Source organism: Nocardia brasiliensis ATCC 700358, from assembly GCF_000250675.2.
Taxonomy (GTDB): domain Bacteria; phylum Actinomycetota; class Actinomycetes; order Mycobacteriales; family Mycobacteriaceae; genus Nocardia; species Nocardia brasiliensis_B.
In genome coordinates this window covers 639,618-665,004 of the sequence record NC_018681.1, presented here as the reverse complement: position 1 = coordinate 665,004, position 25,387 = coordinate 639,618, and the positions used below count along the sequence as shown (strand labels likewise).

At 67.4% G+C, this 25,387-nt stretch carries 22 protein-coding genes; 7 read left to right on the top strand and 15 right to left on the bottom strand.

The window, feature by feature from the left end; translation table 11 throughout:
- Nucleotide 1: 1 nt before the first annotated feature.
- The 11 genes from O3I_RS43515 to O3I_RS02980 all read right to left on the bottom strand — a co-directional run bounded on the left by O3I_RS43515 (nt 2) and on the right by O3I_RS02980 (nt 11,169).
- On the bottom strand, nt 2-865 hold the full coding sequence (locus O3I_RS43515; RefSeq protein WP_014981422.1) for a hypothetical protein: 864 nt from the start codon (nt 863-865) through the stop codon (nt 2-4).
- The gene (locus tag O3I_RS03025; protein WP_014981421.1) at nt 862-2,289 is read right to left on the bottom strand and encodes an MCE family protein; all 1,428 of its coding nucleotides are present in this window, start codon (nt 2,287-2,289) and stop codon (nt 862-864) included. Before O3I_RS03025 ends, O3I_RS43515 begins: the two co-directional genes overlap by 4 nt.
- The gene (locus O3I_RS03020) at nt 2,286-3,524 is read right to left on the bottom strand and encodes an MCE family protein (protein ID WP_014981420.1); all 1,239 of its coding nucleotides are present in this window, start codon (nt 3,522-3,524) and stop codon (nt 2,286-2,288) included. Before O3I_RS03020 ends, O3I_RS03025 begins: the two co-directional genes overlap by 4 nt.
- Nucleotides 3,521-4,777 (bottom strand): MCE family protein, encoded by a 1,257-nt coding sequence (locus tag O3I_RS03015; protein ID WP_014981419.1) that lies wholly within the window; start codon nt 4,775-4,777, stop codon nt 3,521-3,523. The genes O3I_RS03020 and O3I_RS03015 overlap by 4 nt, the downstream gene beginning before the upstream one ends.
- Complete coding sequence (locus tag O3I_RS03010) at nt 4,774-5,841, bottom strand: MCE family protein (protein ID WP_014981418.1); 1,068 nt, start codon at nt 5,839-5,841, stop codon at nt 4,774-4,776. The genes O3I_RS03015 and O3I_RS03010 overlap by 4 nt, the downstream gene beginning before the upstream one ends.
- Nucleotides 5,838-6,863, bottom strand: a complete 1,026-nt coding sequence (locus tag O3I_RS03005) for an MCE family protein (RefSeq protein ID WP_014981417.1) — start codon at nt 6,861-6,863, stop codon at nt 5,838-5,840. Before O3I_RS03005 ends, O3I_RS03010 begins: the two co-directional genes overlap by 4 nt.
- Nucleotides 6,860-8,056, bottom strand: a complete 1,197-nt coding sequence (locus O3I_RS03000) for an MCE family protein (RefSeq protein ID WP_014981416.1) — start codon at nt 8,054-8,056, stop codon at nt 6,860-6,862. Before O3I_RS03000 ends, O3I_RS03005 begins: the two co-directional genes overlap by 4 nt.
- Before the next feature lie 4 nt (nt 8,057-8,060).
- Nucleotides 8,061-8,912 (bottom strand): MlaE family ABC transporter permease, encoded by an 852-nt coding sequence (locus tag O3I_RS02995; RefSeq protein ID WP_014981415.1) that lies wholly within the window; start codon nt 8,910-8,912, stop codon nt 8,061-8,063.
- Between the two features lie 4 nt (nt 8,913-8,916).
- Nucleotides 8,917-9,681, bottom strand: coding sequence for an MlaE family ABC transporter permease (locus tag O3I_RS02990; protein ID WP_014981414.1), 765 nt, complete (start codon nt 9,679-9,681; stop codon nt 8,917-8,919).
- Nucleotides 9,682-10,029: 348 nt separating this feature from the next.
- Entirely contained in the window at nt 10,030-10,935 is a 906-nt protein-coding gene (locus O3I_RS02985) for a 3-oxoacyl-ACP reductase (protein WP_041562377.1), read from the bottom strand.
- Between the two features lie 45 nt (nt 10,936-10,980).
- A complete protein-coding gene (locus O3I_RS02980) occupies nt 10,981-11,169 on the bottom strand; it encodes a ferredoxin (RefSeq protein WP_014981412.1) in 189 nt (62 codons plus the stop codon).
- Nucleotides 11,170-11,324: 155 nt separating this feature from the next.
- On the opposite strand from O3I_RS02980, the gene O3I_RS02975 reads away from it, so the two are divergent.
- Together O3I_RS02975 and O3I_RS02970 are read left to right on the top strand one after the other, a co-directional pair.
- Nucleotides 11,325-12,518: an acyl-CoA dehydrogenase family protein gene (locus O3I_RS02975; RefSeq protein ID WP_014981411.1), complete on the top strand. Its 1,194-nt coding sequence runs from the start codon at nt 11,325-11,327 to the stop codon at nt 12,516-12,518.
- Nucleotides 12,519-12,539: 21 nt separating this feature from the next.
- Nucleotides 12,540-13,643 carry an acyl-CoA dehydrogenase family protein gene (locus tag O3I_RS02970; RefSeq protein WP_014981410.1) on the top strand — a complete coding sequence of 368 codons (1,104 nt, stop codon included), beginning with the start codon at nt 12,540-12,542 and terminating at the stop codon, nt 13,641-13,643.
- A gap of 115 nt (nt 13,644-13,758) precedes the next feature.
- On the opposite strand, the gene O3I_RS02965 is transcribed toward O3I_RS02970, so the two are convergent.
- Nucleotides 13,759-15,408, bottom strand: a complete 1,650-nt coding sequence (locus tag O3I_RS02965; protein WP_014981409.1) for an acyl-CoA synthetase — start codon at nt 15,406-15,408, stop codon at nt 13,759-13,761.
- 60 nt (nt 15,409-15,468) lie between these two features.
- Between O3I_RS02965 and O3I_RS02960 the strand changes: the two genes are divergently transcribed.
- Nucleotides 15,469-16,251, top strand: a complete 783-nt coding sequence (locus O3I_RS02960) for a crotonase/enoyl-CoA hydratase family protein (RefSeq protein WP_014981408.1) — start codon at nt 15,469-15,471, stop codon at nt 16,249-16,251.
- 53 nt (nt 16,252-16,304) lie between these two features.
- Here the strand turns inward: O3I_RS02960 and O3I_RS02955 are convergent, their stop codons facing one another.
- Nucleotides 16,305-16,721: a VOC family protein gene (locus O3I_RS02955; protein ID WP_014981407.1), complete on the bottom strand. Its 417-nt coding sequence runs from the start codon at nt 16,719-16,721 to the stop codon at nt 16,305-16,307.
- A gap of 183 nt (nt 16,722-16,904) precedes the next feature.
- Here O3I_RS02955 and O3I_RS02950 point away from each other — a divergent pair, with 183 nt between their 5' ends.
- On the top strand, nt 16,905-17,903 hold the full coding sequence (locus O3I_RS02950) for a sigma-70 family RNA polymerase sigma factor (RefSeq protein WP_014981406.1): 999 nt from the start codon (nt 16,905-16,907) through the stop codon (nt 17,901-17,903).
- Nucleotides 17,904-19,437: 1,534 nt separating this feature from the next.
- Here O3I_RS02950 and O3I_RS02945 read toward each other — a convergent pair.
- On the bottom strand, nt 19,438-20,997 hold the full coding sequence (locus tag O3I_RS02945) for an acyl-CoA synthetase (RefSeq protein ID WP_014981404.1): 1,560 nt from the start codon (nt 20,995-20,997) through the stop codon (nt 19,438-19,440).
- Between the two features lie 18 nt (nt 20,998-21,015).
- Complete coding sequence (locus tag O3I_RS02940) at nt 21,016-22,053, bottom strand: LLM class F420-dependent oxidoreductase (protein ID WP_014981403.1); 1,038 nt, start codon at nt 22,051-22,053, stop codon at nt 21,016-21,018.
- A 150-nt stretch (nt 22,054-22,203) separates the two neighbouring features.
- Between O3I_RS02940 and O3I_RS02935 the strand changes: the two genes are divergently transcribed.
- From O3I_RS02935 to O3I_RS02925, 3 genes are read left to right on the top strand one after another with little or no spacing between them, the layout of a single operon-like run.
- A complete protein-coding gene (locus O3I_RS02935; protein ID WP_041562376.1) occupies nt 22,204-23,172 on the top strand; it encodes a Zn-ribbon domain-containing OB-fold protein in 969 nt (322 codons plus the stop codon).
- A 10-nt stretch (nt 23,173-23,182) separates the two neighbouring features.
- Nucleotides 23,183-24,223, top strand: a complete 1,041-nt coding sequence (locus O3I_RS02930) for a lipid-transfer protein (RefSeq protein WP_041562375.1) — start codon at nt 23,183-23,185, stop codon at nt 24,221-24,223.
- Complete coding sequence (locus tag O3I_RS02925) at nt 24,220-25,386, top strand: thiolase domain-containing protein (protein WP_014981400.1); 1,167 nt, start codon at nt 24,220-24,222, stop codon at nt 25,384-25,386. Before O3I_RS02930 ends, O3I_RS02925 begins: the two co-directional genes overlap by 4 nt.
- Nucleotide 25,387 lies beyond the last annotated feature (1 nt).

The following is a 25,387-nucleotide window of genomic DNA, read 5'->3' as shown; positions in this document are numbered from 1 at the left end:
GTCATCCGACGAACTCCACCTTGGATGCGGTCAACCCGGCGTCGCCCCGGCTCACGGTGATCCGGAAACGGTAGAGCCGCGTCTGCGGGCCCTCCTGGCCCGCGTTGGTCAGGGTCTGCTTGACCGCCACCAGCACCTGCGCCGAGTCCACGTCATCGCTTTCCAGTGCCGCCTCGACGACCTCGCCGTTGGAGACGATCTTGGCCTGCTGCACGACATTCAGGAACGGATCGACCCGCCCGTCGAACTCGCTCTTGAACTGGCCCGAGGCCACCGCGAGGATCCGATCGATGTCCTGCTTGGCCGAATCGGCGCGGATGGTGGTCAGATTCAGGGCGGCCTGCCTGGCGGTCTGCACGAATTCGGTGCGCCGCTCGTCGCGGGCGTCGATCGAACGAGCTTTGACCACCGACAGTCCCGCACCGACCACCAGCGCGAGCACCAGGACGGCGGCCGCCGCGAAGGCGAGGATGCGGCCTACGCCGCGACGCGACTTCGACTCGGTCGTGTCGGCCGGCGACGCATCGGGCTCGATTGCGCTCGTACTCGTTGTTTTGCCGAGTTCCACGGTTTCGACGTCCGCCGTCTTATTATCTGCAGTTTCGACGGTGGCCGCCGTGCCGGTTTCGGCGTCGGCCGCCGTGCCTGGATCGATTGTTCCGGCGTCCGCGACCACGGCGTCGTCCGGCGTCGGCACGCGGTCGCTCCCGGGACCGGACGACGCCGCACGCACCGGCACACCGGCCTTCGCCGGTTCGGCCGGTATCGATGTCACACCGGGAGCCGCCGACTCGTCGGCCGGTGGCCCCACCGAGCGCACGGCACGTCGCCGGGTGCGCCGCTGATCTCCGTTGCTATCAGTCATCGTTGCTGCTCCTCGAGCATCGCCTGCCAGCTCGACGGTACCGTGCCCGAACCGCTCGGTCCGATATCGCCCTGTCGGTACGTGCGTCCGTCCGGACCGATGTACTGACCGGTGGACGGGTCGTAGGATCGCGCGGCCGCCGGTGTCCCGGTGCCGTACGCGGCGGGTGCGGTCTGCGCCGGAACCTCCGCGGGCGGCGCGGCGGCGGGCGCCACGGGCTGTACGGGGCCGAACGGCGGGTTGTTGCCCTCCGGAACATAACCGGTGCGGCACAGTTCGGGCGTCGGCGCGCGACGACCGGGGAATTCCGCGCACGGCGTATTGCGGATGCCGCGCACCTGGATCGGCGAGTCCTGCGGCACCTTGCAATACAGGCCACGCGGTGAGGGCAGCGAATCGAGTTCGCTCGGCGAGCGCCATTGATCGGTGGGCAGGAATCCGGTGGTACACGCGGGCGGATCGTTGACCACGGTCCCGAAGTCGACCATGGCGCCGTACTCCGCGGGTCCGCGGATGACCGTCCGCAGCGCCGCGATCAGCGGCGGGAACACCACCAGAAGTTGTTCCAGCCCAGCGTGATACGTCACGCCGACCTGTCCGGTGCTGACCAGGTTGTTCAGCAGCAACGGCAGGGTCGGTCGCAAAGATTCGAACTGCGCGTTCACCCGCTGCATCGCCGAGGGGCCCTCGTGCAGCACATTGCGCAGCGAAACATCATGTGCGCGTAGCTGATCGGTCACCGTGGCGAGGTCACTGGTCCACGACCGGATCGCGGCGTCGGACTGGATCTGGGTATCCAGCAACGGCCCGATCTGGTCGAGCAGCTTCTTCGTCGGTTCCGCGTTGTTCTGTGCCTCCTGCACCAACAGCGACGCCGAATCGATGAACCGCTGCAGATCCGGGCCCGCCCCGTTGAACGCCTTGAACGCCTCGTCGATCACCTGTCGCAGGCGGGTGTCGGCCACGCTGGACAGCAATCGGTCGGACTGGTCGAGCAAGGTACCGACATCCTGCGGCAACTTGGTGCGCCCCACCGGAATCACCGAACCGTCGGCCAGGTTGCCGCCGACCGGACGTTCCGCGGGAATCAGATCGACGTACTGCTCACCGACCGCCGAAACGCTGCGCACCCAGGCGTTGACGTCCGCGGGCACCTTGTAGTCGCTGTCGATGGACAGGTGCGCCTCGACCCCCGTCGTGGTCAACCGGACATCCTGCACCACACCGACATTCGTGCCGCGGTAGGCGACATTGGCGGTGGGATAGAGACCACCGGTCGCGGCCAGCTGCACCGTGACGTCGTAGCGCCCGATGCCCAGCATCGCGGGCACCTTCACATACACCCCGCCCATCACCACCAGGCCGATCACCGTCAAGATGGCGAAGATCGCGAGCTGCGTGCGGACGAATCTGGTCAGCGTCATCGGCCCGGGCCCCCTTGTGGCGCAGTGTTTCCCGGCAACGGCACGGTCAGGCCCGGGATCGCGGGCAAGCCGGGGATGGGCGGCAGGCCGGGCAGCGCGGGTGCGGGCTGTCCGGCGGGCGGCGGTGGCAGCAGCGGTCCGGTCGCCGGATTGCCTGCCTGCGTAGCGGTATCCGGGGCGAAGCCGCCGACCACGCCTTCGACACCGCCGAAGCGGCCGCCGAGCGGCGTGCCGATCAACCAGTTGTTGTCCAACCGCTTCCCGGTGAGGTCGACCGTGATGAACAGGTTCAAGTAGTCACCCTTGATCGCCTTGTCCAGGTTCTTCATCGGGAACGGGAAGGTGGGGACGATCTTCAGCGCCTCGACCAGGTTCATCCCGGTATCGGCCAGCGTCTCCAGCACCGGTGCCAGACTGCGCAGGTTCGCCTTCAGGTTCTCACCGCTCGTGGTGATGATCCGGTCGGTGACGTCGCTGAGGTCGCCGAGGGCGCTGATCGCCGCGGTGATGCTCGCACTGCGGTCGGCGAGCACGGCGAGCGCGGGATGGATCCGCTCGATCGCCCTGGCGACCACGTCGCGCTGCTGAGCGAATTGCCCACCGAGCCGGTCGAGTCCGCTCATCGCCGCGATGATGTCGTTGCGCTGCTTGTCCAGTCCCGTGGTCAGCGTCTCGAGCTGGGGCAGCAGGTCGCGGATGTCGTTCTCGCGCCCGGTCAACGCCGAATTCAGTTCGCGGGTGATCGTCTCCAGCTGGGAGATGCCGCCGCCGTTGAGCACCACCGACAGCGAGGACAGCACCTGCTCTGTCGTCGGGTAGGCGCCCGCGCGGTCCAGCGGAATCACGTCTCCGCCTTTCAACTGTCCCTGCGCAGCGGTATCGGTGGGAGCGGCGAGCTCGATGTGATTGCTGCCGAGCAAGCTGGTCTGCCCGATCTTGGCGACGGCATTGGCCGGCAGGTGCACATTCGGATTCAGCGAGACGGTGACCAGCGCGTGCCAGCCCTCCACCTCGATGTTCGACACCGTCCCGACCGTCACGTCGTCGACCCGCACCGGCGAATTCCTGGTCAGCGTGGTCACATTCGGCATCTGGATGCGCACCTGGTACGCGCCGTCCATCGTGCCTTCGGTGCCCGGCATCGGCAGCGAGTTCAAGCCGTCCCACTCGCAACCCGAAACACCGAGCAGCACAGCGAGACCGAGCACCATCGTCGTCATCCGGCGCGGCATCATCGTCCCCCTCCCGGAATGGCCAGTCCGGCAAGGCCTTCCGGCACAGTGACCGGCGGCGGGCCCGGTGCGGGCGCCTGCTCGGCCAGACTCGGCGGGCTGAACTTCAGCTGCTCCGGGAACGCGTGCACACCGGTCGCCGGGTTCAGCAGGATCGGCGCGTAGTTCATGGCGAGCGAACTGATCACCGGCGCAAGGTATTGCGCGCAGAGATCCGCGGAGCGATCGGACTGGTTGATCTCCAGCGCGCGCACCGAACCGCACAGGAAGCCGAGCGGATCGGCCGTATTGTTCAGCGCCACCGCACCGGTGAGCGTGCCCTGGGCGGGCTTGTAGATCTGGTAGAAGTTCACCAGCGCGGTCGGGCCCGAGTGCAGCACCCGCTCCAGCTCCGGTTGCTTGTCCACCAGGATCTGGGTGACGTCGGCCAGCCGCTGCACGCCCTCGGTGAGCTCGGCGCCGCTGCCCTCCAGAAAACGCTTCACATCGGCCAATGCGGTGTCCAGATTGTCCAGTCCCGCACCGAGTTCCGCGGAGGCGCCGGCCAGCACCGAGGAGACCGAGGCGAGCCTGCCGCCGAACTGCACGATCTGTTCGTTGCTCGCCGCGAGCACATCCACGAACTTCTGCAGGTTGCGAATGGTGCCGAACAGGTCGGTGCGTCCGTCGGAGAGGGTGTTGAGGGTGGCGGACAGTTCACGCAACGTGTCGCGCAGTTTCTGCCCGTTGCCGTCCATATTGTCCGCGGCGGTGTTGACGAAGCGCCCGAACGAGCCCTGCGAGTCGTCGCCCACCGGGCCCAAAGTGGTTGCCAGCTTGGAGAGTTCGGCCTTGATGTCGTCCCACTCCACCGGCACCGCGGTGTGCTCGATCGGAATCTGCGCGCCGTCGCCCATTTTCGGGCCGCCGGTGTAGGCAGGCGCCAGCTGGATGAACCGCGCCGAGACCAGCGACGGCGAGATGATCACCGCGCGGGCGTCCGCGGGCAGGTCGATCCCGCGATCGATGGTCACTCGCACCTTCACCCGGTCCTTGCCGGGATCGATCGAATCGATCCGGCCGACCTTCACCCCCAGCACCCGGACCTCGTCGCCCTTGTACAGGCCCGAGGTCGAGGGGAAGTACGCGGTGATGCTGGTCGTGCCGAGCCGCGTGATCCCGGTGTACGCGCCGAACGCCACCAGCGCGACCACCACGGCGCCCGCGACCACGACCGCCCAGCGAGGCACCTTTTTCGCCTTGTCCATGAGGGTCATCGCGGTGGCTCCTGAATCGACGGGCCGATCGACGGCGGTGCCGGATGCGTGAAGATGTTGCGCAGGTCATCGGGCAGATGCTCGGGCCACACCAGCGCGTCCACCAGGCCCTGCAGCTGGGTGCTGGTGGCGTTGACGACATAGGCGTTGAACCACGGGCCGTTGCCGACCTGCTCGCCGAGGGCCGCGGCGTACGGGCCGAGATTGTCGAGCGCGTCGGACAGGTTCTGCTTGTTGCGTTGCAACAGGCCGAGCACCGAGTTCAGTTTGTCCAGCGCCGGTTTCAGCTGCGCCTCGTTGTCGTTGACCAGACCGGACAGCTGCTTGGCCACCTCGTTGACGTAGACGATCAGCTGCCCGATCGCGCCGCGCCGCCGGTCCAGCTCGCCGAGCAGGTTGTTGCCGTCCAGCAGCAGCATGTTGATCTGGTTGCTGCGGTCGGCCAGGATCTTGGTCACGCTCTGCGCCCGGACCAGCAGATCGGACAGCGCCTGGTCGCGCGCATTGATGCTGCGGGACAACGCCGTTACCCCGTCCAGCGCCGCGCGCAGCGGGGCGGGAGTGTCGGCGAAGGTCGCCGAGAGGGTGTCGAGTGTCTTGTCCACCTGCTCGAGGTCCAGCCCTTGCACGGTGCGGCCGAGATCGCCGAGCGCGTCGTTGAGCGAGTACGGAGAAGTGGTGCGGTCCAACGGAATCGTGTCGTCGCGCCGCAGCGCGCCCGGCCCGGTCGGCGTCAGCTCGAGCGACTTGCGGCCGAGCACGGTGTTGGTCTTGATCGCGGCAGCGGTCTTCTGGCCGAGCACGATCGACTCGTCGAGGGTGAAACGCACCAGCACCTTGTCGCCGTCGAGATGCACGCTGTCCACCCGGCCGGTACGCACCCCGGCCACCTGGACCGGATCGCCGGGCAGCAGTCCGCCGGCGTCGGCGAAGAACGCGGTGTAGTTCGCGCCGCCGCGGATGAACGGCAGCCGCTCGAACTGCAAGGCCGACAATGCCACACACACCGCGACCACCAGGCCGACGATGCCGATGGTGACGACACGGGATCGCTGCTCGTTCATTCGGGCGCACACCTTCCGGTCGTCTGCTTGCCCGGCAGGTTCACCTGCAACGGCTGCCCGTCCGGCCCGTCGACGAGCAAGTTGGTCCCGCAGACGTAGAGCTGCAGGAACGAGCCGTAGGCGCCGATGCGGATGAGCTTCTTGTAGGTGTCGGGCAGCCGGTCGAGCACCCATTGGATGGTGTCGGAGCCGTCGTCGAGATTGCTCGACAGCCGCCCGGTCTGCTCGATGGTGGAGCGCAGATCGGGTCGCGCTTGCGCGAGCAGGTCGGTCAGATCCCTGGTGGCCCCGGCGATCCGCGGCAACGCGTCCCCGATCGGATCGCGGTCGGCGGCCAGATCCGTGATCAGGCGCTGCAATTCATCGAGTGTGGTGGCGAACTGGTCGCCGCGCTGATCGATGGTCTGCAACACCGTGTTCAGGTTGTTGATCACGTTGCCGATCAGTTCGTCACGGTCGGCCAGCGTCTTGGCGAAGGAACCACCACTGTTGAGCAGCGAGACCAGCGTGCCGCCCTGGCCCTGGAAGATCTGGAGCAGCGCGCTGGTCAGATCGTTCACCTGCGCGGGATCGAGGCCGCGCAGCAACGGCCGGAACCCGCCGAGCAGCATGTCCAGGTCGAGCGCGGGCGCCGTCTTGTCCTTGTCGATGGTGCCGCCGTCCCGCAGCACGTCCGCGGCGCCCGGGCCCTCCAGCAGCTCCAGATACCGGTCACCGACCAGGTTTTCGTAGCGGATGGTGGCCCGGGTGCTGGTGAGCAACCGGTACTTGCGGTCGACGTCGAACTCGACGTGCGCCAGCTTGTCCTTACCGACCCGCACCGAGGAGACCGAGCCGACCGGCACCCCCGCGATGCGCACCTTGGCCCCGGGCAGCATGCCCGACGAGCTGGTGAACACGGCGTGGTAGCCGTGCTCCCTGGCGAAGCGCATCTGGCTGAAAACGACCGTCAGCCCGGCGAAAACCAGCGCCATCACCAAGGTGAAGATGGCCAGTTTCACGGTCGTCGCGGTGTTCTTCACAGTGCGTCCACCCCCGGCAACCCGGCGAACAGCAGCTGGAACACCTTCGGCGCCGAGTTGGGCTTCACGAAACCCGTGTTGGGCACGTACGGAGCTCCCTGATTCGTGTCGGTGACGACGTAGTCGGCATGACTGTTCGGCACCCGGTCGACCACGCCCTCGCAATGCGGGCCGCCGGTGGCGTTCACCTTCGGCAGGTCGTCCGGGTAGGTGTAGGGCTTGGCGCCGAACATGAAGTTGGTGTTCATCCCGATACCGGGCAGCACGCCGCCGAATACCCGTTCGGCCAGCGGCATCATCGGGCCGAGCGCGTTGATGATGCAGCCGAGCGCGGGGTTGTATTCGAACAGCAATTGCGTGGTGGGCCGCAACAGATCCAGCGCGGTGCCGAGGTTGCCCTCGTTCTCCTTCAGCACCGACCCAGTGGTGTCGGCCAGGCCGACCAGGTTGGCCAGCACGTCGTCCAGGCTCTGCTGCTCATCGACCAGCGCGCGGCTGGTGACGGTGGCGTTGTCCACGGTGCGCAGCAGATCGGGCGCCGTGTCCGCGTACAGGTCGGTGACCTGACCGGTCTGCACCAGATCCTGTTGCAGGGTGGGCAGATACGGGTTGATATCGCGCAGGTAGGCATCGCTGCGGGCGAGCAGGTCACCGAGCTTCTCGCCGCGGCCCTGCAACGCGGTACCGAGCGCGGACAGCGTCGCGTTCAACTTCTCCGGCTCGACCTTGGCCAGCACGTCGGACAGGTGCTGGAACAGCGTGTTGAACTCGACGGTCACGTGCTGCACGCTCACCCGCGCACCGGGTTTCAGCGAGGTCGCCGAAGGCTGTTCGGGCACCGTGAAATTCACATACTTCGCGCCGAAGACGGTGGTGGAGCGGATATCTACACCCGCGTTCGCCGGAACCAATTTCAGCTGATCGGGATTCACCGCCAGTTTCAGACTGGCGCCCTCGGCGGTCTGCTCGATCCCGACGACCCGGCCGATCTCCACGCCGCGCACCTTCACCTTGGCGTCCGGGTCGAGTACCAGGCCGCTGCGCGGCGCATCGACCATGACGGTCGCCGTCGAGGTGAAACCACCGACGAACATCAGCAGCGCGATCGCGACGATCGCCACCATCGCCAGCACCATCGCGGCTCCGGCGAGCTTGAACCCGAGCGCGTTTCGCAATTTCGTCGAATCCGCCATATCGCTATCCGGAGAGGTGGAAGTTGCCGGAGGTGCCGTAGATGGCCAGCGAGATCAGCAGTGTCACCGTGACCACCGCGACCAGCGAGGTCCGCACCGCGTTGCCGACCGCCACGCCGACCCCGACCGGGCCGCCCGCGGCGTTGTAGCCGTAGTAGGTATGGATGAGCATGACCGCCAGGGCCATGAAGATCGCCTGCGCGAACGACCAGAGGATGTCGCTCGGGATCAAGAAGGTGGAGAAGTAGTGGTCGTACACACCCGCCGACTGCCCGTAGATGACCACCGTGGCGAACCGGCTGGCCAGGAAGGACGCGATCACGGCGAGCGCGTACAGCGGCACGATCGCGATCATCCCGGCCAGCACCCGGGTGCCGACCAGGTACGGCACCGGTCGGATGGCCATGGACTCCAGCGCGTCGATCTCCTCGGCCACCCGCATGGCGCCGAGTTGCGCGGTCGAGCCGGCGCCGATGGTGGCGGCCAAACCGATGCCGGAGATGACCGGGGCGGCGATGCGGACATTGATGAAGGCCGCGAAGAATCCGGTGAGCGCCTCGACGCCGATATTGCCGAGCGAGCTGTAGCCCTGCACCGCGATGGTGCCGCCGGCGAACAGGGTGAGGAAGCCGACGATCACCACGGTGCCGCCGATCACCGCCAAAGCACCGCTGCCCATGCTGATTTCGGCGATCAATCGAATGGTCTCGGTCCGATAGTGGGTGAGCGCGCGCGGAATTGCCCCCAGCGCCTGCGCGTAGAACACAGCCTGTTTTCCGACAGAATCGAGCGAGTCCGACATCCGACGCACCCGTCGAACGGTACGCGGGAAGCGGGATTCGATCACGAAGGCCATGCGGTCACCGCGCCGTGAACTTGATGCCTACCGCGGTGACCACCACGTTCACGACGAACAAAGCCATAAAGGCGAAGACGACGGTCTGATTCACCGCATCACCGACACTCTTGGGACCACCTTTGACATTCAAACCCAGATAACAGGCCACCAGCCCGGCGATCAGCCCGAACAATCCGGCCTTCACTTCCGAGATGATCAATTCGGGCAAATGCGTCAGCAGCGTGATGCCGTTGACGAACGCGCCGGGGTTCACGTCCTGCAGAAACACCGAGAAGAGAAATCCGCCGACGATGCCGATGGTGCAGACCAGGCTGTTGAGCATCAACGCGACGAACATCGAGGCGAGCACGCGCGGCACCACCAGTCGCTGCACCGGGTTGATACCGAGCACCCGCATCGCGTCGATTTCCTCGCGAATCGTGCGGGCGCCCAGGTCAGCACAGATCGCGGTGGCTCCGGCACCCGCCACGATCAGCACCGTGACGATCGGCCCGACCTGGGTCACCGCGCCGAACGCCGCGCCCGCGCCGCTGAGATCGGCCGCGCCGATCTCGCGCAACAAGATGTTGAGGGTGAAGCTCACCAAAACCGTGAATGGAATCGCGACCAACAGCGTCGGCACGATCGAGACCCGTGCGATGAACCAGGACTGGTCGATGAACTCGCGCCATTGAAATGGCCTGCGCACGCTGGCGCGTGCGACTTCGGCAGTCAGTTCGAAGAACCCGCCGACGGCCCGCAATGGCACGGCAAGGACCTCGTTCATCTACGAACCTCCTTGCTCAGAACCCGCGTACAACCTCACGGCACGATTCTTCACCGAGGCCGCACCGCCTCATTGATTAGAACACGTTCACAACGTTGCCGGAAGATGTTTGTCACTTTTGAACTGCACTTTTTAGCTGCATCGGCATATAAATCTGGAACGGGTGTCAGAGAGATTGATCCCACCTTTGTGAGGCGGAGCACATCTCGACACCCAATGTCTACCAAGTGCCGGACCCTTGATCAACAGTTGGTCGGTTGATCAGCAGTTCGTGTCGAGTGGGTCTTGCAGATGCCGATCCTCGCTGCGCATGTTTCGCGCCGGAGATCGGGCGGCGACGCTGCGGGCTCAGCCGAGATCGAGCAGCGCCGAGGCCGAGAAGGTCTGCCCGGCAGGACGTTCGGCGAAGTAGCCGCCGAGAGTGGCCGCGAGATCGCCCGGCGCCCATTGACCATCCGCGGCGTCGAACCGTTGCTCGACGACGGGCGCGGCCATGAGCGCCACCATCGCGCCGTAGACCACGAACAGCTGACCGTTCACCGCGTCGGCGGCCGGGGACGCGAGATAGGCGACGAGCCGGGCCACATGGTCGGGAGACAGTGGATCGACCGCACCCTCGGGCGCGGCGCTGAACACCGCTTCGGTCATCGCGGTCCGCGCGCGCGGCGCGATCGCGTTGGCGCGCACGCCGTAGCGCGCCAGTGCCCGCGCCGCCGACAACGTCAACGCGGTGATGCCCGCCTTGGCGGCGCCGTAATTCGCCTGCCCCTCCGGGCCGAGCAGACCGGCCTCCGACGAGGTGTTGATCAGCCTGCCGTACACCGGCGCGCCGGCCGCCTTCGACTTGCCGCGCCAATAGGCCGCGGCATTGCGGGACAACAGGAAATGCCCACGCAGGTGTACCGCGACGACGGCGTCGAAATCCTCGTCGGACATGTTGAACAGCATCCGGTCCCTGGTGATCCCGGCATTGTTCACCACGATGTGCACGCCACCGAAGGCTTCCTCGGCGGTGCGGATCAGCGCGTCCGCGGTCGCGCGTTCGGCGATGCTGCCCGCGACGAACTCGGCCTTGACGCCGAGCGCGCGGAGCTCGGAGAGGGTGTCGGACACCGCATCCGATTCGGCCAGGTCGTTGATCACCACCGAGGCACCGGCACCGGCCAATGCGAGCGCCTCTGCCCGCCCCAGCCCGGCGCCCGCTCCGGTCACGATCGCCACTCGTCCGGCCAGGCTCACATCTACATCGTCCACGGGGCCGACCCTAGAACGTGTTCCAGCCGATGGCAAGGGACCATTTCACTGGAGCCGCAGCGCCGCTTTCGGGCATTGCGCGACCGCGTCCTCGACGTCGGCGACGCGGTCGGCGGGCACCTCGGCCGCCAGAATGTGCAACTGGTCTTCGTCATCGAGTTCGAACACGTCGGGGGCGATTCCGACACAGATTCCGTTCGCCTCGCACTGATCCAGATCGACGCTTACCTTCATGAGAACTCCTTTACCGCGATCCTTGGCGAACCCTAACAAGCCGGTACCGCCGCAGGTGGCGCTATCGACCGGATTCAGTAGCAATACTGGAACATGTTTCAGTCGGTATGCAATGATCGGGTGCACCCACATCGAGAAGGCATGAGGTATTTGCCATGCGCATTGCGTACACGCCGCAGCAGGAGGAGCTACGCGCGGAGCTGCGCGACTACTTCGCGCGACTCATCACCCCCGAGCGGCGGGCCGCGCTCAGCGCGCAGACGGGCGAGTACGGTCAGGGCACCGTCTATCGCGACGTCGTGCGGGAGATGGGCCGCGACGGCTGGCTGACGCTGGCCTGGCCGAAGGAATACGGCGGTCAGGACCGGTCGACGATGGATCAGCTGATCTTCACCGACGAGGCCGCGATCGCCGGCGCCCCGGTGCCGTTCCTGACCATCAACTCGGTCGCGCCGACGATCATGCACTACGGCAGCGAGGAGCAGAAGCGCTTCTTCCTGCCCAAGATCGCCGCGGGTGAGCTGCACTTCGCCATCGGCTACTCCGAACCCGGTGCGGGCACCGACCTGGCCAGCCTGCGCACCTCCGCGGTGCGCGACGGCGACGACTACGTGATCAACGGCCAGAAGATGTGGACCAGTCTGATCGCCTACGCCGACTACGTCTGGCTCGCGGTGCGCACCGACCCGAATGTCAAGAAGCACAAGGGCATCAGCATGCTCATCGTGCCGACCACGGCCGAGGGCTTCTCCTGGACCCCGGTGCACACCATGGCGGGGCCGGACACCAGCGCGACCTACTACCAGGACGTCCGGGTGCCCGCGAGCGCACTGGTCGGCCAGGAGAACGGCGGCTGGGCGCTGATCACCAACCAGCTCAACCACGAGCGGGTCGCGCTCACCTCCGCGGGACCGCTCGCGCTCGCCGTGCGCCAGACCGTCGACTGGGCGCGCAATACCAAGGCGGGCAACGGCTCCCGGGTCATCGACCAGGAATGGGTTCAGGTCAACCTGGCCCGGGTGCACGCGAAGGTCGAATACCTGAAGCTGCTGAACTGGGAGATCGCCAGCCGGGCCGACGCGGGCGGCGACGCGGCGCCCCGGCCGTGGGACGCCTCCACCTGCAAGGTGTACGGCACCGAGCTGGCCACCGAGGCGTACCGGCTGCTCATGGAGGTACTCGGCCCGCAGGCCTATCTGCGGCAGGACTCCCCCGGCGCCGAACTGCGCGGACGGCTCGAGCGGATGCATCGGGCCGCGCTGATCCTGACCTTCGGCGGCGGCACCAACGAGGTGCAGCGCGACATCATCGCGATGACCGCCCTCAAGCAACCCGCCGCCGCGCGCTGATCCGGAAAGCAGAGAGCCGACATGGATTTCACTCCCACCGAAGCCCAATTCGATCTGGCCCGGCTGACCGGCGAGGTGTGCGCCAAACTCGTCACCGCCGACCGGCTGCGCGAACTCGACAAAGCCGACGAACGATTCGACGCGGCGCTGTGGAGTTCGCTCGCCGACACCGGCGTGCTCGCGGCGGCGCTGCCGGAGTCCGTCGGCGGCGGCGACTTCGGCGTCCTCGAGCAGACCGCCGTGCTGCGCGAACTCGGCAAGTCGCTCGCCGCCGTGCCGTACCTCTGGTCGATCGTGGTCGGCGCGGGCGCGCTGGCGCGGTTCGGCGGTGCGGCGCAACAGGATCGGGCGACCCAGGCGGGCGCGGGCCAGGTGATCCTGACCGCGGCGCTGACCGAAGAGCACAACTGGGATACGGCCAGGCCCACCACCGTCGCGGTCGAGGCGGACGGCGGCTGGCGGCTCACCGGCGTCAAAACCACGGTGCCGGTGGCCGATCGCGCCGAGCGCATCCTGGTCCCGGCCACCGTCGCGGGCGGGCCCGCGGTCTTCCTGGTCGATCCCGCCGCGGCGACGGTGACCGCGCAGCAGGTCGTCGATCGCAGCCCCGAGTACCTCGTCGAATTCGCCGATGCCCCAGCCGAATTGGTCGGCACCGTCGAACAGGGGGCCGAGATCCTGGGCTGGCTGCTGACCCGGGCCTGGCTCGGTCTCAGCGCACTCCAGCTCGGCACGGTGGAGCGCGCACTCGACCTGGTCGCCGAATATGCCCGCGAGCGGGAACAATTCGGCAAGGCAGTGGGCAGCTTCCAGGCCGTGGCCCAGCGGCTCGCCGACGCCTACATCGACGTCCAGGGCCTGCGTCTGGCGGTCACCCAGGCGGCCTGGCAGCTGTCCGAGGACCTGCCGAGCGCCGCCGCCGTGCACACCGCCAAATTCTGGGCCGCCGATGCGGGCCACCGCGTAGCGCACACCGTCGTGCACATTCACGGCGGCGTCGGCATCGACCGCGACCACATCGTGCACAACTACTTCACCGCCGCCAAACACAACGAATTCGCCCTCGGCGCCGCCACCGACCACCTCCGCGCCCTCGGCGCCCTCCTCACCACCAACCCCACCTGACCCACCCCCGAACGGCCCGCCGATCCGGCGGGCCGTTCTTGTCTGCGCGGGCCGGAAGGCACCACACCGAGGGCCGCCACGGTATCCGTGGCGGCCCTCGGTATGCGCTCGCGGCTTACTTGGTACTTGCTTCTGCGTGCTCGTCGGCGGGGCGTTCGTCGGTTTGGGCTTTGGCCCAGCGGTAGTCGGGCTTGCCGGCGGGGTTGCGCTTGATCTGGTCGACGAACCAGAGGCTGCGAGGGAGTTTGTAGGGGGCGATCTCCTGGGTGAGGACGGGGCGCAGCTCCTCGAGGGTGGGGCGCTTGTCGCCGCGGCACTGGACGACGGCGGCGACGCGCTGACCCCAGCGTTCGTCCTCGACGCCGACGACGAGGGCGTCGAAGACCTCGGGATGGCATTTCAGCGCACCCTCGACCTCTTCGGGGTAGATCTTCTCGCCGCCGCTGTTGATGCTGACCGAACCCCGGCCGAGCATGGTGACCGTGCCGTCCTCCTCGACCCGCGCGTAGTCGCCGGGGATCGAATAGCGAATCCCGTTGAACTCCTTGAACGTTGCCGCGGTCTTGGCCTCGTCCTTGTAGTAGCCGACCGGGATGTGGCCCTTGCGCGCGATGAGCCCGACCTGCCCGGAGCCGGGCACCACCGGATTGCCGTCCTCGTCGAGCACCTCGGTGGCGGCGTCGATCTTCACCCGCGGACCACCGGTGTGGTTGGCGCCCTTGGCGATTACCGACAGCCCGCCGAAACCGGTCTCCGAGGACCCGATGGAATCGGTGATCATCCGGTTGGGCAGCAGTTCGAGGAACTTGTCCTTGAGTGTCGGCGAGAACAGCGCGGCGCTGCTGGCGATCACGTACAGGCTCGAAAGATCGTAGGGTGCACCGGTTTCCGGGTTCCCCTCCAGTAGCGCGTCGACCATCGGCCGGGCCATCGCGTCGCCGGTGATGAAGATGAGGTTGATCTTGTGCCGGTCGATGTGCTGCCACACCCCGTGCCCGGTGAACTCGGGGATCATCACGGCCTTGCCGCCGTCGAAGAGGCTGTGGAAGGTCGCCGTCTGCGAGCCACCGTGGATCATCGGCGGAATCGGGAACCGCACCATCTGCGGGTTGCCCGCGCCGAGCTTGGACTGATGCCACTCGTCCTGGACGTATTCGCCGGTGAGGAAGTTGATACCGCCGCCGAGCACCCGCCACCAGTCCTCGTGCCGCCACATCACGCCCTTCGGCAGTCCCGTGGTGCCGCCGGTGTAGAGCATGAAGATGTCGTCACCGGAGCGTTCACCGAAGTCACGCTCCCCCGACGCGGCGGCCAGCGCGGCCTCGTATTCGACCGAATCCGCTGCGGTCGCGGTGCTGCCGGTCGTATCGTCGTCGACAACGATCACCGTCTTCAGCAGCGGCGTTTTCGGGAGCACCCCGTCCACCCGATCGCTGTAGCGGCGCTCGTGAATCAGCGCGACCATGTCCGAATTGTCGAAGATATATTGCAACTCGTTCTCGACGTATCGGAAGTTCACGTTGACCATCACCGCCCGCGCCTTGAACACCGCGACCATGGCCTCGACGGCCTCGATCGTGTTGCGCGAGTAGATGCCCACCTTGTCGCCCGGCTGAACACCATGTTCGAGCAGGTAGTGAGCCAGTTTGTTGGCGCGCTCCTCCAGCTGGGCGTAGGTGACCTCACGGCTGTCGTCCGCGAGCGCGACGCGGTCGGGCATCAGGTCGATGGCGTGTTCGACAAGGTCCGCTATGTTGTAGCTCACAGCCCTAAAATAGAACGTGTTACTGTTCCTGGCAAGGTTCGAAAGTCAGGAGATTCGCCGATGCCACACTGTCTCGTCGAGAAACGCGATCATGTCCTGATCGTCACGATGAATCGCCCCGAGGCGCGCAACGCGCTCTCGGCCGAAATGATGGCGATCATGCGTGACGCCTGGGACCAGGTGGACAACGATCCGGATATCCGGGTCGCGATCCTGACCGGCGCGGGCGGCGCGTTCTGCGCGGGCGCGGACCTGAAGGCGATGACCGCGCAGCATCCCGGCGATTCCTTCGCGGGCGGCGGCTGGGACCTGTCGAAGATCGAGGCGCTGCTGAAGGGCCGCAGGCTCACCAAGCCGTTGATCGCGGCGGTCGAGGGCCCCGCCATCGCGGGCGGTACCGAGATCCTGCAGGGCACCGATATCCGGGTGGCCGGTGAAAGCGCGAAATTCGGTGTGTCCGAAGCTCGCTGGGGACTGTTCCCGCTCGGCGGGTCCGCCGTGCGACTGGTCCGCCAGATCCCCTACACCGTCGCCGCCGACATCCTGCTGACCGGCAGGCACGTCACCGCGGCCGAAGCGAAGGACATCGGCCTGATCGGGCACGTGGTCCCGGACGGCGGCGCGCTCGACAAGGCCCTCGAGCTCGCGGCCCAGATCGCCGCCAACGGTCCGCTCGCGGTGCAGGCCATCCTGCGCACCATCCGGGAAACCGAGGGCATGCACGAGGAAGAGGCGTTCCAGATCGACGCGAAGCTCGGCATGGCGGTGTTCAAGTCCACCGACGCCAAGGAGGGCCCGAAGGCGTTCGCGGAAAAACGCAAGCCGACCTTCACCGGTAGCTGAAAACAACACGCCCCCGGTACCTTTCGGTGACCGGGGGCGTTCGCACGGCGAATTCAGCCGGCCGGGTAGGCCATCCAGAACGGCTCCCACTGGTGACCGTCGGGATCGATGAACGTGCGGCTGTACATGCCGACCTGTTCCTCTTGCGCCCGCTTCTCCGCGTTGACCTCCTCGGTGCCGCCCGCGGCCAGCGCCGCGCCGATGTAGGAGTCCACCTCGGCGACGCTGGTCAGCGCCAAACTGTAGGAGGCGCCGATCTTTTCGGTGGTTTCGGCCACCGGGCGGCGACAGAACGTGGTGAAGAACTGTCTGGTCAGCAGCATGATGCAGATGTTGTCGTCGATCACGATGCAGGCCGCGTTGTCGTCGGTGAACTCCTGATTGACCTTCCAGCCGAGCGCCTCGTAGAACTTCTTCGACCGATCCAGATCGGCGACGGGGAAGTTGAGAAAAATCATCCGGCTGCTCATGTGTCGGTCCCTTTTCGTAGTCCGCCTGTTTTCTGCGCATCTATGAAGACGACGCGCAGGCCCGGAACTCATCGCTGAGCGGGCGATGTGACCGGGCACACGGCCCGCTGCGCGATCTTGAAAACGCAGGTAACGGACATTTGGGTCTGGGATGTGTCGGTGGGCTGTGGCAGGGTGACACCCATGAACGACTTGTCCGGCCACACCGCCGGCCTCGCTCCCGACGTCCTCGAATCCTTCGAGAAGCACCGCCGGGAATTGTGCGCTTACGCCTACCGCATGCTCGGCTCCTCGTTCGAGGCCGAAGACGCGGTCCAGGAAACCTTCACCCGCGCGTGGAAGTCCTACGACTCGTTCGAGGGTCGCGCGAGCCTGCGCTCCTGGCTGTATCGAATCACCACCAACGTCTGCCTGGACATGCTCGACGGCCCGCAGCGGCGGGCCAGGCCGATGGACCTGTCCGGTCCGTCACGACCGGACTCGCCGCTCCCCGCACCCCAGCCGGACTACGTCTGGATCGAGCCGATCCCGAACGCTCTGGCCTTCGGTGCCGACCCGGCCGACCACGCCTCGGCCAAGGACACCCTGCGGCTGGCCTTCGTCGCCGCCTGCCAGCACCTGCCCGCCACCCAGCGGGCCATCCTGATCATGCGCGAGGTGCTGCGGTTCTCCGCCAACGAGACCGCCGAAGCCCTCACCATGTCACCCGCGTCGGTCAACAGCGCGCTGCAGCGGGCCAGGGCGACCATGTCCAAGGTGCAGCCGACCACCTCGGACAACTACGACGAGTCCGACGACGACCAGCGCAAGCTCGTCGACAACTTCGTCAAGGCCTTCGAGGCCTACGACATGGACACCCTGACCTCGCTGCTGAAAACCGATGTGGCGCTGTCCATGCCGCCGATCGAACTGTGGATCTCCGGCCCGGAGAACGTGGTCGCGTTCATGCTCGGTCACGGCAGCGGTTGCCGCGACTCCCGGATGATCCGCCTCGAGGGCGCCAACGGTCACCCCGCCTTCGGCCACTACAAGCCGAGCGGCGAGCCCGGCGTCTGGGTCCCCTGGTCGATCACCGTCCTGGAACTCGACGGCGACACCATCTCCGGCCTCAACTTCTTCCTCGACACCGACAAGCTGTTCCCCCTGTTCGGCCTGGCCCCCGAACTGCGCGAAGCGGTGTAAGGTTCCGCCGCTCCCGGAAGGTATGGGGCAGACGGCGTGGTGCCCAGCTCGTTGCGGGCTGGGCATTGCGGCCCTGCGCTCGCGCGAATACCGCGGCAGAGACGGCGTAGAGCGCCGCAACCTGGAAATGCGCGCCACCGCAGTAGGCCCCGACCTCGCCCGCTGCACCGCGCAGGTAACCCGCTGGTCCCTGTGCGCGCGGGTACACCCCTTGCGCCGCACGGGTCTTCGGCTGCCGCGCGCGTCTTCACGCGTGCCACGCGATGAACTTGCCGGGCGACACACCGGGAGGGTCATGAAGACGCACGCGGGAGCGCTCCATTGGCACCAGCAGCCCCCGCCGGACACCCACCCGACGCTGCCGCGCGCACGTTTTCGCACCCCGCGCACGTTTTCGCGCCCCGCGCGACGACTTGCCGAGCGACACACCGGGAGGCTGACGAAAACGCGCGCGGGAGCAATCCATTAGCACCAGCGGCCCCCGCCGGGCACCCACCCGACGCTGCTCCCGCCGCACGTTTTCGCACCCCGCACGACGACTTGCCGAGCGACGCACCAGAACGCTGGCCGAGACGCGCGCGGGAGCAATCCGTTAGCACCAGCACGCCTCGCCGGACACCCACCCGGCGCTGCCGCGCATGTTTTCGCGTCCCGCACACGTTGTCGCGCCCCCGCGCGACGACTTGCCGGACAACACACCGCGAGGCTGGCCAAGACACGCGCGGGAGCAATCCGTTAGCCCAGCAGGCCCCGCCAGACACGCACCCGGCACTCCCGCGCACTTTTTCGCGCCCCGCGCGACGACTTGCCGGGCAACGCGCCGGAAGGCTGGCGAAAACGTGCGCGCGACGCCTAACTGCCGCAGCGGGTCTCGCCTCCGCGGCGCTGCGCCGCGCACGTTTTCGCGTCCCGCGCACGTTTCGCACCGCGCACGACGACTTGCCGGGCGACACGCTGGAAGAGCCGCGAAACCGCGCGTGGGAGCAGTCCGTTAGCCGCAGCAGGCGCCACCAGGCACCCGCCCGACGCAATGCTGCGCAGGTCTTCGCCCCGCGCACGCTTTCGCGCCTCGCACGACGACTTGCCGCACAACACACCGGAAGGTCACGAAGACGCGCGCGGGGGCATTCCGTTAGCCGCAGCAGGCGCCACCGGGCACTCGCCCGGCGCAGCGCCGCGCACGTTTTCGCCCCCCCGCGCGACGACTTGCCGAGCAACGCGCCGGAAGGCTGGCGAAACGTGCGCGCGACGCCCCAACTGTCGCGCGGGTCTCGCCTGCGCGGCGCTGCGCCGCGCACGTTTTCGCACCGCGCGCGACGACTTGCCGGGCGACACACCGGAAGGGTCGCGAAGACGCGCGCGGGGGCGCGCTCCGTTTACACCAGCAGCCCCCGCGGGGGCACGCATACGATGCTGCGCCGCACGGAATCTCGCGTGCCGCGCGGAATCTCGCGTGGAGCGCGGAATCTCGCGTGCCACACGGCATCTCGCGCGGCCAGACGACGCGACAGGCGGAGGGCGCGGGGCGGGTCCGCTAGGGGGCGGGTACGTAGTGGTCGCGGAGTTTGCGCTTGTAGAGCTTGCCGTTGGGGTCGCGGGGGAGTTCGGGGAGGTAGTCGATTGATTTGGGCATCTTGTATTTGGCGAGTTGGGTTGCGGCGAAGGCCAAGAGTTCGGCGGTGAGGGCGTCGTCGCCTTCGATGCCGGGGGCGGGTTGGACGACGGCTTTGACTTCGGCGCCCCAGTCGGGGTGCGGGATGCCGAAGACGGCGACGTCGGCGACCTTGGGGTGGGTGACGAGCACGTTCTCGATCTCGGCGGGATAGATGTTCACGCCGCCGGACAGGATCAGGTCGGAACGACGGTCGTGCAGGTAGAGGTAGCCGTCCTCGTCGAGGTGGCCGATGTCGCCGACGGTGAACAGGTCACCGACGCGGGAGTCCTCGGTTTTGGCCTTGTCGTGGTGGTATTCGAAACTCGAAGCGCCCATGCGCATGTAGACGAGGCCGGGTTCACCGGCGGGCACCTCGGTGCCGTCTTCCTCGCTGAGCACCTTGATCACCGACCAGGGCCAGGCCTTGCCGACCGAGCCGGGCTTGCGCAGCCAGTCGGTGCCGTTGATCACCGTGCCGCCGCCCTCGGTGGCCGCGTAGTACTCGGTGACCGTCGGACCCCACCAGTCGAGCATCTGTCGTTTGGTTTCCTGTGGGCAGGGGGCCGCGCCGTGCACCATGCTGCGCAGCGAGGAAACGTCGTACTTGGCGCGCACCGCCTCGGGCAGGGCGAGTAGCCGATGGAACTGGGTGGGCACCATGTGGCTGTGCGTCACCCGGTACCGGTCGATGAGCCGCAGCATTTCCTCGGCTTCCCACCGATCCATCAGAACGAGCTTGTGCCCCAACTGGATCGAGATGGTCGCGAAGTTCAACACGGCCGTGTGATAGAGCGGCGAGCCACAGATGTGCACGTGCTCGTCGTACGGCGCGAGCTCGAACAAACCGAAGAAGGCCGTAGTGTGCGGCGGCACGACGTCGGGGTCGGCGCCGGTGAGCGGTCGGCGAACACCCTTGGGCCGCCCGGTGGTGCCGGAGGTGTAGAGCATCGGCGCGCCGGTGCTGCGGTCGGACGGACGGCCGGTGTCGGCGGCCCCGAGCCAGGCCACCGAGCGGAAGCCTTCGATCTCGCCGACCGAAAAGCGTGCCGTGGCAGGCAGTTTCGCTTCATCGGCCGCGGCGGTCGCGGTCGCGGCAAAGCGGTCGCTGGCCAGGAACGCCTTCGCCTCGCTGTCCTGGAGGATGTAGGCGACTTCGGGGCCGGTCAGGTGCCAGTTCACCGCGACGATGTACAGCCCGGCCTGGTAGGCCGCGAAGTAGGCGGCGACCGCCTCCGTGCAGTTGTGCACCATGCTGACCAGCACGTCACCGGTTTTCAGGCCGAGCCCGCGCAGGCCGGTGGCGTATCGGTCGGCGAGCGTGGCCAATTCGCGATACGTCACCTCCCGGCCCGCCGGATCGACCAAGGCGATGCGATCCGGTTCGGCTTCGGCGATGTTCCACAGACCGAGAATTTTCGTTGACTCCTGCGCCGTCATCATTCGAATCTAGAACGTGTTCTACATATCGACAAGGGGGGCGAGGCGACGTAATTGCTCGACGTCCGCCGCGGACACCAGCATCATGGTGACCCCGGCCGCCTCCCACACCTTCAGTTGTTCGCGCACATGCGCCTCGTCGCCGATGATCGCGGTATCGAGAATCATTTCGTCCGGCACGACGGCGGCCGCCTCGGCCTTTTTGCCCGCCTGGAACAGCCTGCCGATCTCGTCGACCTCGCGTTCGTAGCCCATCCGGCGGTAGACCTGCGCGTGGAAATTCTGCTCCGGCGCGCCCATCCCGCCGATGTAGAGCGACATGACCCAGCGCATCCGCTCGAGTTCGCTCGCGGCGTCGTCGGTGATCACCACCTGACAACTCGCGGCGATCTCGAAATCCGCCCGCGACCGACGCGCACCCGCCCGGGCGAAGCCCTCGTCGAGCCAGTCGTTGTACATGTTCGCCAGCCGCGGCGCGTAGTAGATCGCGAGCCAGCCGTCGGCGATCTCCGCGGTGAGCGCGACGTTCTTCGGCCCTTCGGCACCGAGCCAGATCGGCAGATCCGCACGTAACGGGTGCACGATCGGCTTGAGCGGCTTACCGAGCCCGGTCGCCCCCGGACCCGCGTAGGGCAGCGGGTAGTTCGGCCCGTCGTTGGTCACCGGCGCCGCCCGCTCGAGAATGCGCCGGATGATCCCGACGTATTCGCGGGTCCGCTGTAGCGGTTTGGCGAACGGCTGGCCGTACCAGCCCTCGACGACCTGCGGCCCGGATACGCCGAGCCCGAGCACGGCCCGGCCGCCGCTGAGGTGATCCAGGGTCAGCGCGTGCATCGCGGTCGCGGCCGGCGTGCGCGCCGACATCTGCACGACGGAGGTGCCGAGCCGGACCCGTTGCGTGGCCGAACCCCACCAGGTCAGCGGGCCGAACGCATCCGAGCCCCACGATTCCGCCGCGAACACGGCATCGAAACCGGCTGCCTCCGCCGCCAGCACCAACTCCCCCGCGTGCTGCGGCGGCTGCGCCATCCAGTACCCGAGTTGCAATCCGAACTTCATGCTCGACCCTTTCCGACCGACCTCCGAGCAGTTTGCACAGCCCGTCACCGACACCGCATCTTGCCAGCAGAATAAGAACCTGTTCTACTCGACATTGTGACTCAGGGGAATACCGCATCCGGCGTAATCGCGGATGAGAGAGGGTCGGATTTGAACACCACCGCACCTGATGTACTCAGTGCGCCCCTACGGGTGCAATTCGACTACACCCGGTCCGTCGGACCGACGATCGGCAAGTTCTTGACCGCCCTGCGCGACCGCAAGATCGTCGGGGTGCGCGGCACGGACGGCCGGGTGCTGGTGCCGCCGCCCGAGTACGACCCGGTCAGCGCGGAGCCGCTCACCGACTTCGTCGACGTGGCCGCGGTCGGCACCGTCGAATCGTGGACCTGGGTACGCGAACCGCTGCCCGGCCAGCCGTTCGACCGGCCGTTCGCGTGGGCGCTGATCCGGCTGGACGGCGCGGACACCACGCTGCTGCACGCCGTCGATATCGCGGCGCCGGAGGACATCCGGACCGGCATGCGGGTGGCCGTCCGGTGGGCCGCGGAAACCAGCGGCAGCATTCATGACATCGCGTGCTTCGTGCCGGGCGAACAACCGGAAGCGACCACCGAAGGCACCGAGACGGGCGGCGATCCGATCTCGGTCATCACCACACCGGTCGACCTCAGCTACAAGCACACCGCGTCGCCGCAGGAGACCGTCTACCTGCGCGGACTCGCGGAAGGCAAGCTGCTCGGCGGGCGCACCGACGCCGCGGGCAAGGTGTACTTCCCGCCGCGCGGCGCCAATCCGACCGACGGCAGGCCGACCGACCAGACCGTCGAGCTGCCCGACCGCGGCACCGTCACCACGTTCTGCATCGTCAACGTGCCGTTCCTCGGCCAGCGGATCAAGCCGCCCTATGTCGCGGCGTACGTGCTGCTCGACGGCGCCGACATCCCGGTGCTGCACCTCGTACTCGGTTGCGAGGCAAGCGAAGTGCGGATGGGTATGCGGGTCGAGGCGGTGTGGAAGCCGCGCGAGGAGTGGGGCTTCGGGCTGGAGAACGTGGACCACTTCCGCCCCACCGGCGAGCCGGATGCCGACTACGAGACCTACAAGCACCACCTCTGAGAGGCCCACGTTGACTGACCACGGAACGGATATCGCGGTCGTGGGCTTCGCCCACGCGCCGCACGTGCCGGAGACCTTCGGCACCACCAATGGCGTCGAGATGCTGGTGCCCTGCTTCCAGCAGCTCTACAGCCGGCTCGGCATCACCAAGTCCGATATCGGCTTCTGGTGCTCCGGCTCCTCGGATTACCTTGCCGGACGCGCATTTTCGTTCATCTCGGCGATCGACGCGATCGGCGCGGTGCCGCCGATCAACGAGTCCCACGTGGAGATGGACGCGGCCTGGGCGCTGTACGAGGCCTGGGTGAAACTGCGCTCGGGGCAGGCGGAGACCGCGCTGGTGTACGGCTTCGGCAAGTCCTCGGCCGGCACGCTGCGCCAGGTGCTCACCATGCAGCTAGACCCGTACCTGGTGACACCGCTCTGGCCGGACGCCTGGTCGATCGCGGGTCTGCAGGCCCGGGCGGGTCTGGACGCGGGGCGTTGGACCGAACAGGACATGGCCGCGGTCGCCGCAGGCGATGACGGCGACGTCGAAAGCCTGCTCGGCACACCGTATGTCGCCGATCCGCTGCGCGCCCACGACATCGCGCCGGTCACCGACGGCGCGGCGGCCATCGTGCTCGCGGTCGGTGACCGCGCGCGCGAACTGTGCGAGCGGCCCGCCTGGATCACCGGTATGGCGCATCGGGTGGACACGCCGAATCTCGGCGCCCGCGACCTCACCGTCTCCCCCTCGACCGCGGCTGCGGCACAGGCGGTTACCGGTGGCGACACGAGCGGCTTCGATATCGCGGAGCTGCACGCGCCGTTCAGCCATCAGCAGCTGATCCTCACCGAGGCGATCGGCCTGAAGAACGGGACCAAGGTGAACCCGTCGGGTGGCGCGCTCGCCGCGAACCCGATGTTCGCCGCCGGGCTCGAACGCATCGGTTTCGCGGCCGAGGCGATCATGGGCGGCACCGCGAATCGTGCACTCGCCCATGCCACCAGCGGCCCCGCGCTGCAGCAGAACCTTGTGACAGTCCTGGATTCGGAGGCGAGCCGATGACCAATCCCGCTGCGGTGCTCGGCACCGGCCAAACCCATCACGTGACGAAAAGAACCGATGTATCGATGGCGGGCATGTGCCGCGAGGCCATCGACCGCGCGCTGGTCGACGCGGGCCTGACCATCGCCGATATCGATGCCGTGGTGGTCGGCAAGGCTCCCGATCTGTTCGAGGGCGTCATGATGCCCGAGCTGTATCTCGCGGATGCGTTGGGCGCCACCGGAAAACCGCTGTTGCGCGTGCATACCGCGGGCTCGGTCGGCGGATCCACCGGAGTGGTCGCCGCCAACCTGGTGCAGGCCGGCGTGCACAAGCGCGTACTCGCGATCGCCTGGGAGAAGCAGTCGGAGTCCAATGCCATGTGGGCACTGTCGATTCCGGTGCCGTTCACCATGCCGGTCGGCGCGGGCGCGGGCGGTTACTTCGCCCCGCATGTGCGCTCCTACATCCGGCGCTCGAACGCGCCGAGCCATATCGGCGCGATGGTCGCGGTCAAGGATCGGCGCAACGGCGCGAAAAACCCTCTCGCCCACCTCAAACAGCCCGATATCACGCTCGAATCCGTGCTGGCGTCGCAAATGCTGTGGGACCCCATTCGTTTCGACGAGACCTGCCCGTCGTCGGACGGCGCCTGCGCCATCGTGATCGGCGACGAGGAAGCGGCGACCGCGGTGGAGGCGACCGGCAAGAAGGTGGCCTGGGTGCACGGCACCGCGATGCGCACCGAGCCGACCACCTTCGCCGGACGCGACCAGGTGAACCCGCAGGCCGGTCAGGACGCGGCGGCCGCGCTGTGGCAGGCCGCCGGAATCACCGACCCGCTCAACGAGATCGACGTCGCGGAGATCTACGTGCCGTTCTCCTGGTTCGAGCCGATGTGGCTGGAGAACCTCGGCTTCGTGCCGCAGGGCGACGGCTGGAAGCTCACCGACAAGGGAGAAACCGAGATCGGCGGCATTCTGCCGGTCAACCCCTCCGGTGGCGTGCTCTCCTCGAACCCGATCGGCGCGTCCGGGCTCATCCGGTTCGCCGAGGCGGCCAAGCAGGTCATGGGCCGCGCCGGCGCGTACCAGGTGGAAGGAGCCCGCAAGGCCGTCGGCCACGCCTACGGCGGTGGCTCCCAGTACTTCTCGCTCTGGGTCGTCGGCTCGGAGCGGCGATGAG

Bases quoted from the DNA above. Each gene is read 5' to 3' on its own strand.
- O3I_RS03025 (WP_014981421.1), bottom strand. From the start codon at position 2,289: ATGACGCTGACCAGATTCGTCCGCACGCAGCTCGCGATCTTCGCCATC.
- O3I_RS02940 (WP_014981403.1), bottom strand. From the start codon at position 22,053: ATGAAGTTCGGATTGCAACTCGGGTACTGGATGGCGCAGCCGCCGCAG.
- O3I_RS02945 (WP_014981404.1), bottom strand. From the start codon at position 20,997: ATGATGACGGCGCAGGAGTCAACGAAAATTCTCGGTCTGTGGAACATC.
- O3I_RS02925 (WP_014981400.1), top strand. From the start codon at position 24,220: ATGACCAATCCCGCTGCGGTGCTCGGCACCGGCCAAACCCATCACGTG.
- O3I_RS02980 (WP_014981412.1), bottom strand. From the start codon at position 11,169: ATGAAGGTAAGCGTCGATCTGGATCAGTGCGAGGCGAACGGAATCTGT.
- O3I_RS03020 (WP_014981420.1), bottom strand. From the start codon at position 3,524: ATGATGCCGCGCCGGATGACGACGATGGTGCTCGGTCTCGCTGTGCTG.
- O3I_RS43515 (WP_014981422.1), bottom strand. From the start codon at position 865: ATGACTGATAGCAACGGAGATCAGCGGCGCACCCGGCGACGTGCCGTG.
- O3I_RS02990 (WP_014981414.1), bottom strand. From the start codon at position 9,681: ATGAACGAGGTCCTTGCCGTGCCATTGCGGGCCGTCGGCGGGTTCTTC.
- O3I_RS02960 (WP_014981408.1), top strand. From the start codon at position 15,469: ATGCCACACTGTCTCGTCGAGAAACGCGATCATGTCCTGATCGTCACG.
- O3I_RS03000 (WP_014981416.1), bottom strand. From the start codon at position 8,056: ATGGCGGATTCGACGAAATTGCGAAACGCGCTCGGGTTCAAGCTCGCC.
- O3I_RS02950 (WP_014981406.1), top strand. From the start codon at position 16,905: ATGAACGACTTGTCCGGCCACACCGCCGGCCTCGCTCCCGACGTCCTC.
- O3I_RS03015 (WP_014981419.1), bottom strand. From the start codon at position 4,777: ATGACCCTCATGGACAAGGCGAAAAAGGTGCCTCGCTGGGCGGTCGTG.
- O3I_RS02975 (WP_014981411.1), top strand. From the start codon at position 11,325: ATGCGCATTGCGTACACGCCGCAGCAGGAGGAGCTACGCGCGGAGCTG.
- O3I_RS02970 (WP_014981410.1), top strand. From the start codon at position 12,540: ATGGATTTCACTCCCACCGAAGCCCAATTCGATCTGGCCCGGCTGACC.
- O3I_RS02995 (WP_014981415.1), bottom strand. From the start codon at position 8,912: ATGGCCTTCGTGATCGAATCCCGCTTCCCGCGTACCGTTCGACGGGTG.
- O3I_RS02955 (WP_014981407.1), bottom strand. From the start codon at position 16,721: ATGAGCAGCCGGATGATTTTTCTCAACTTCCCCGTCGCCGATCTGGAT.
- O3I_RS03010 (WP_014981418.1), bottom strand. From the start codon at position 5,841: ATGAACGAGCAGCGATCCCGTGTCGTCACCATCGGCATCGTCGGCCTG.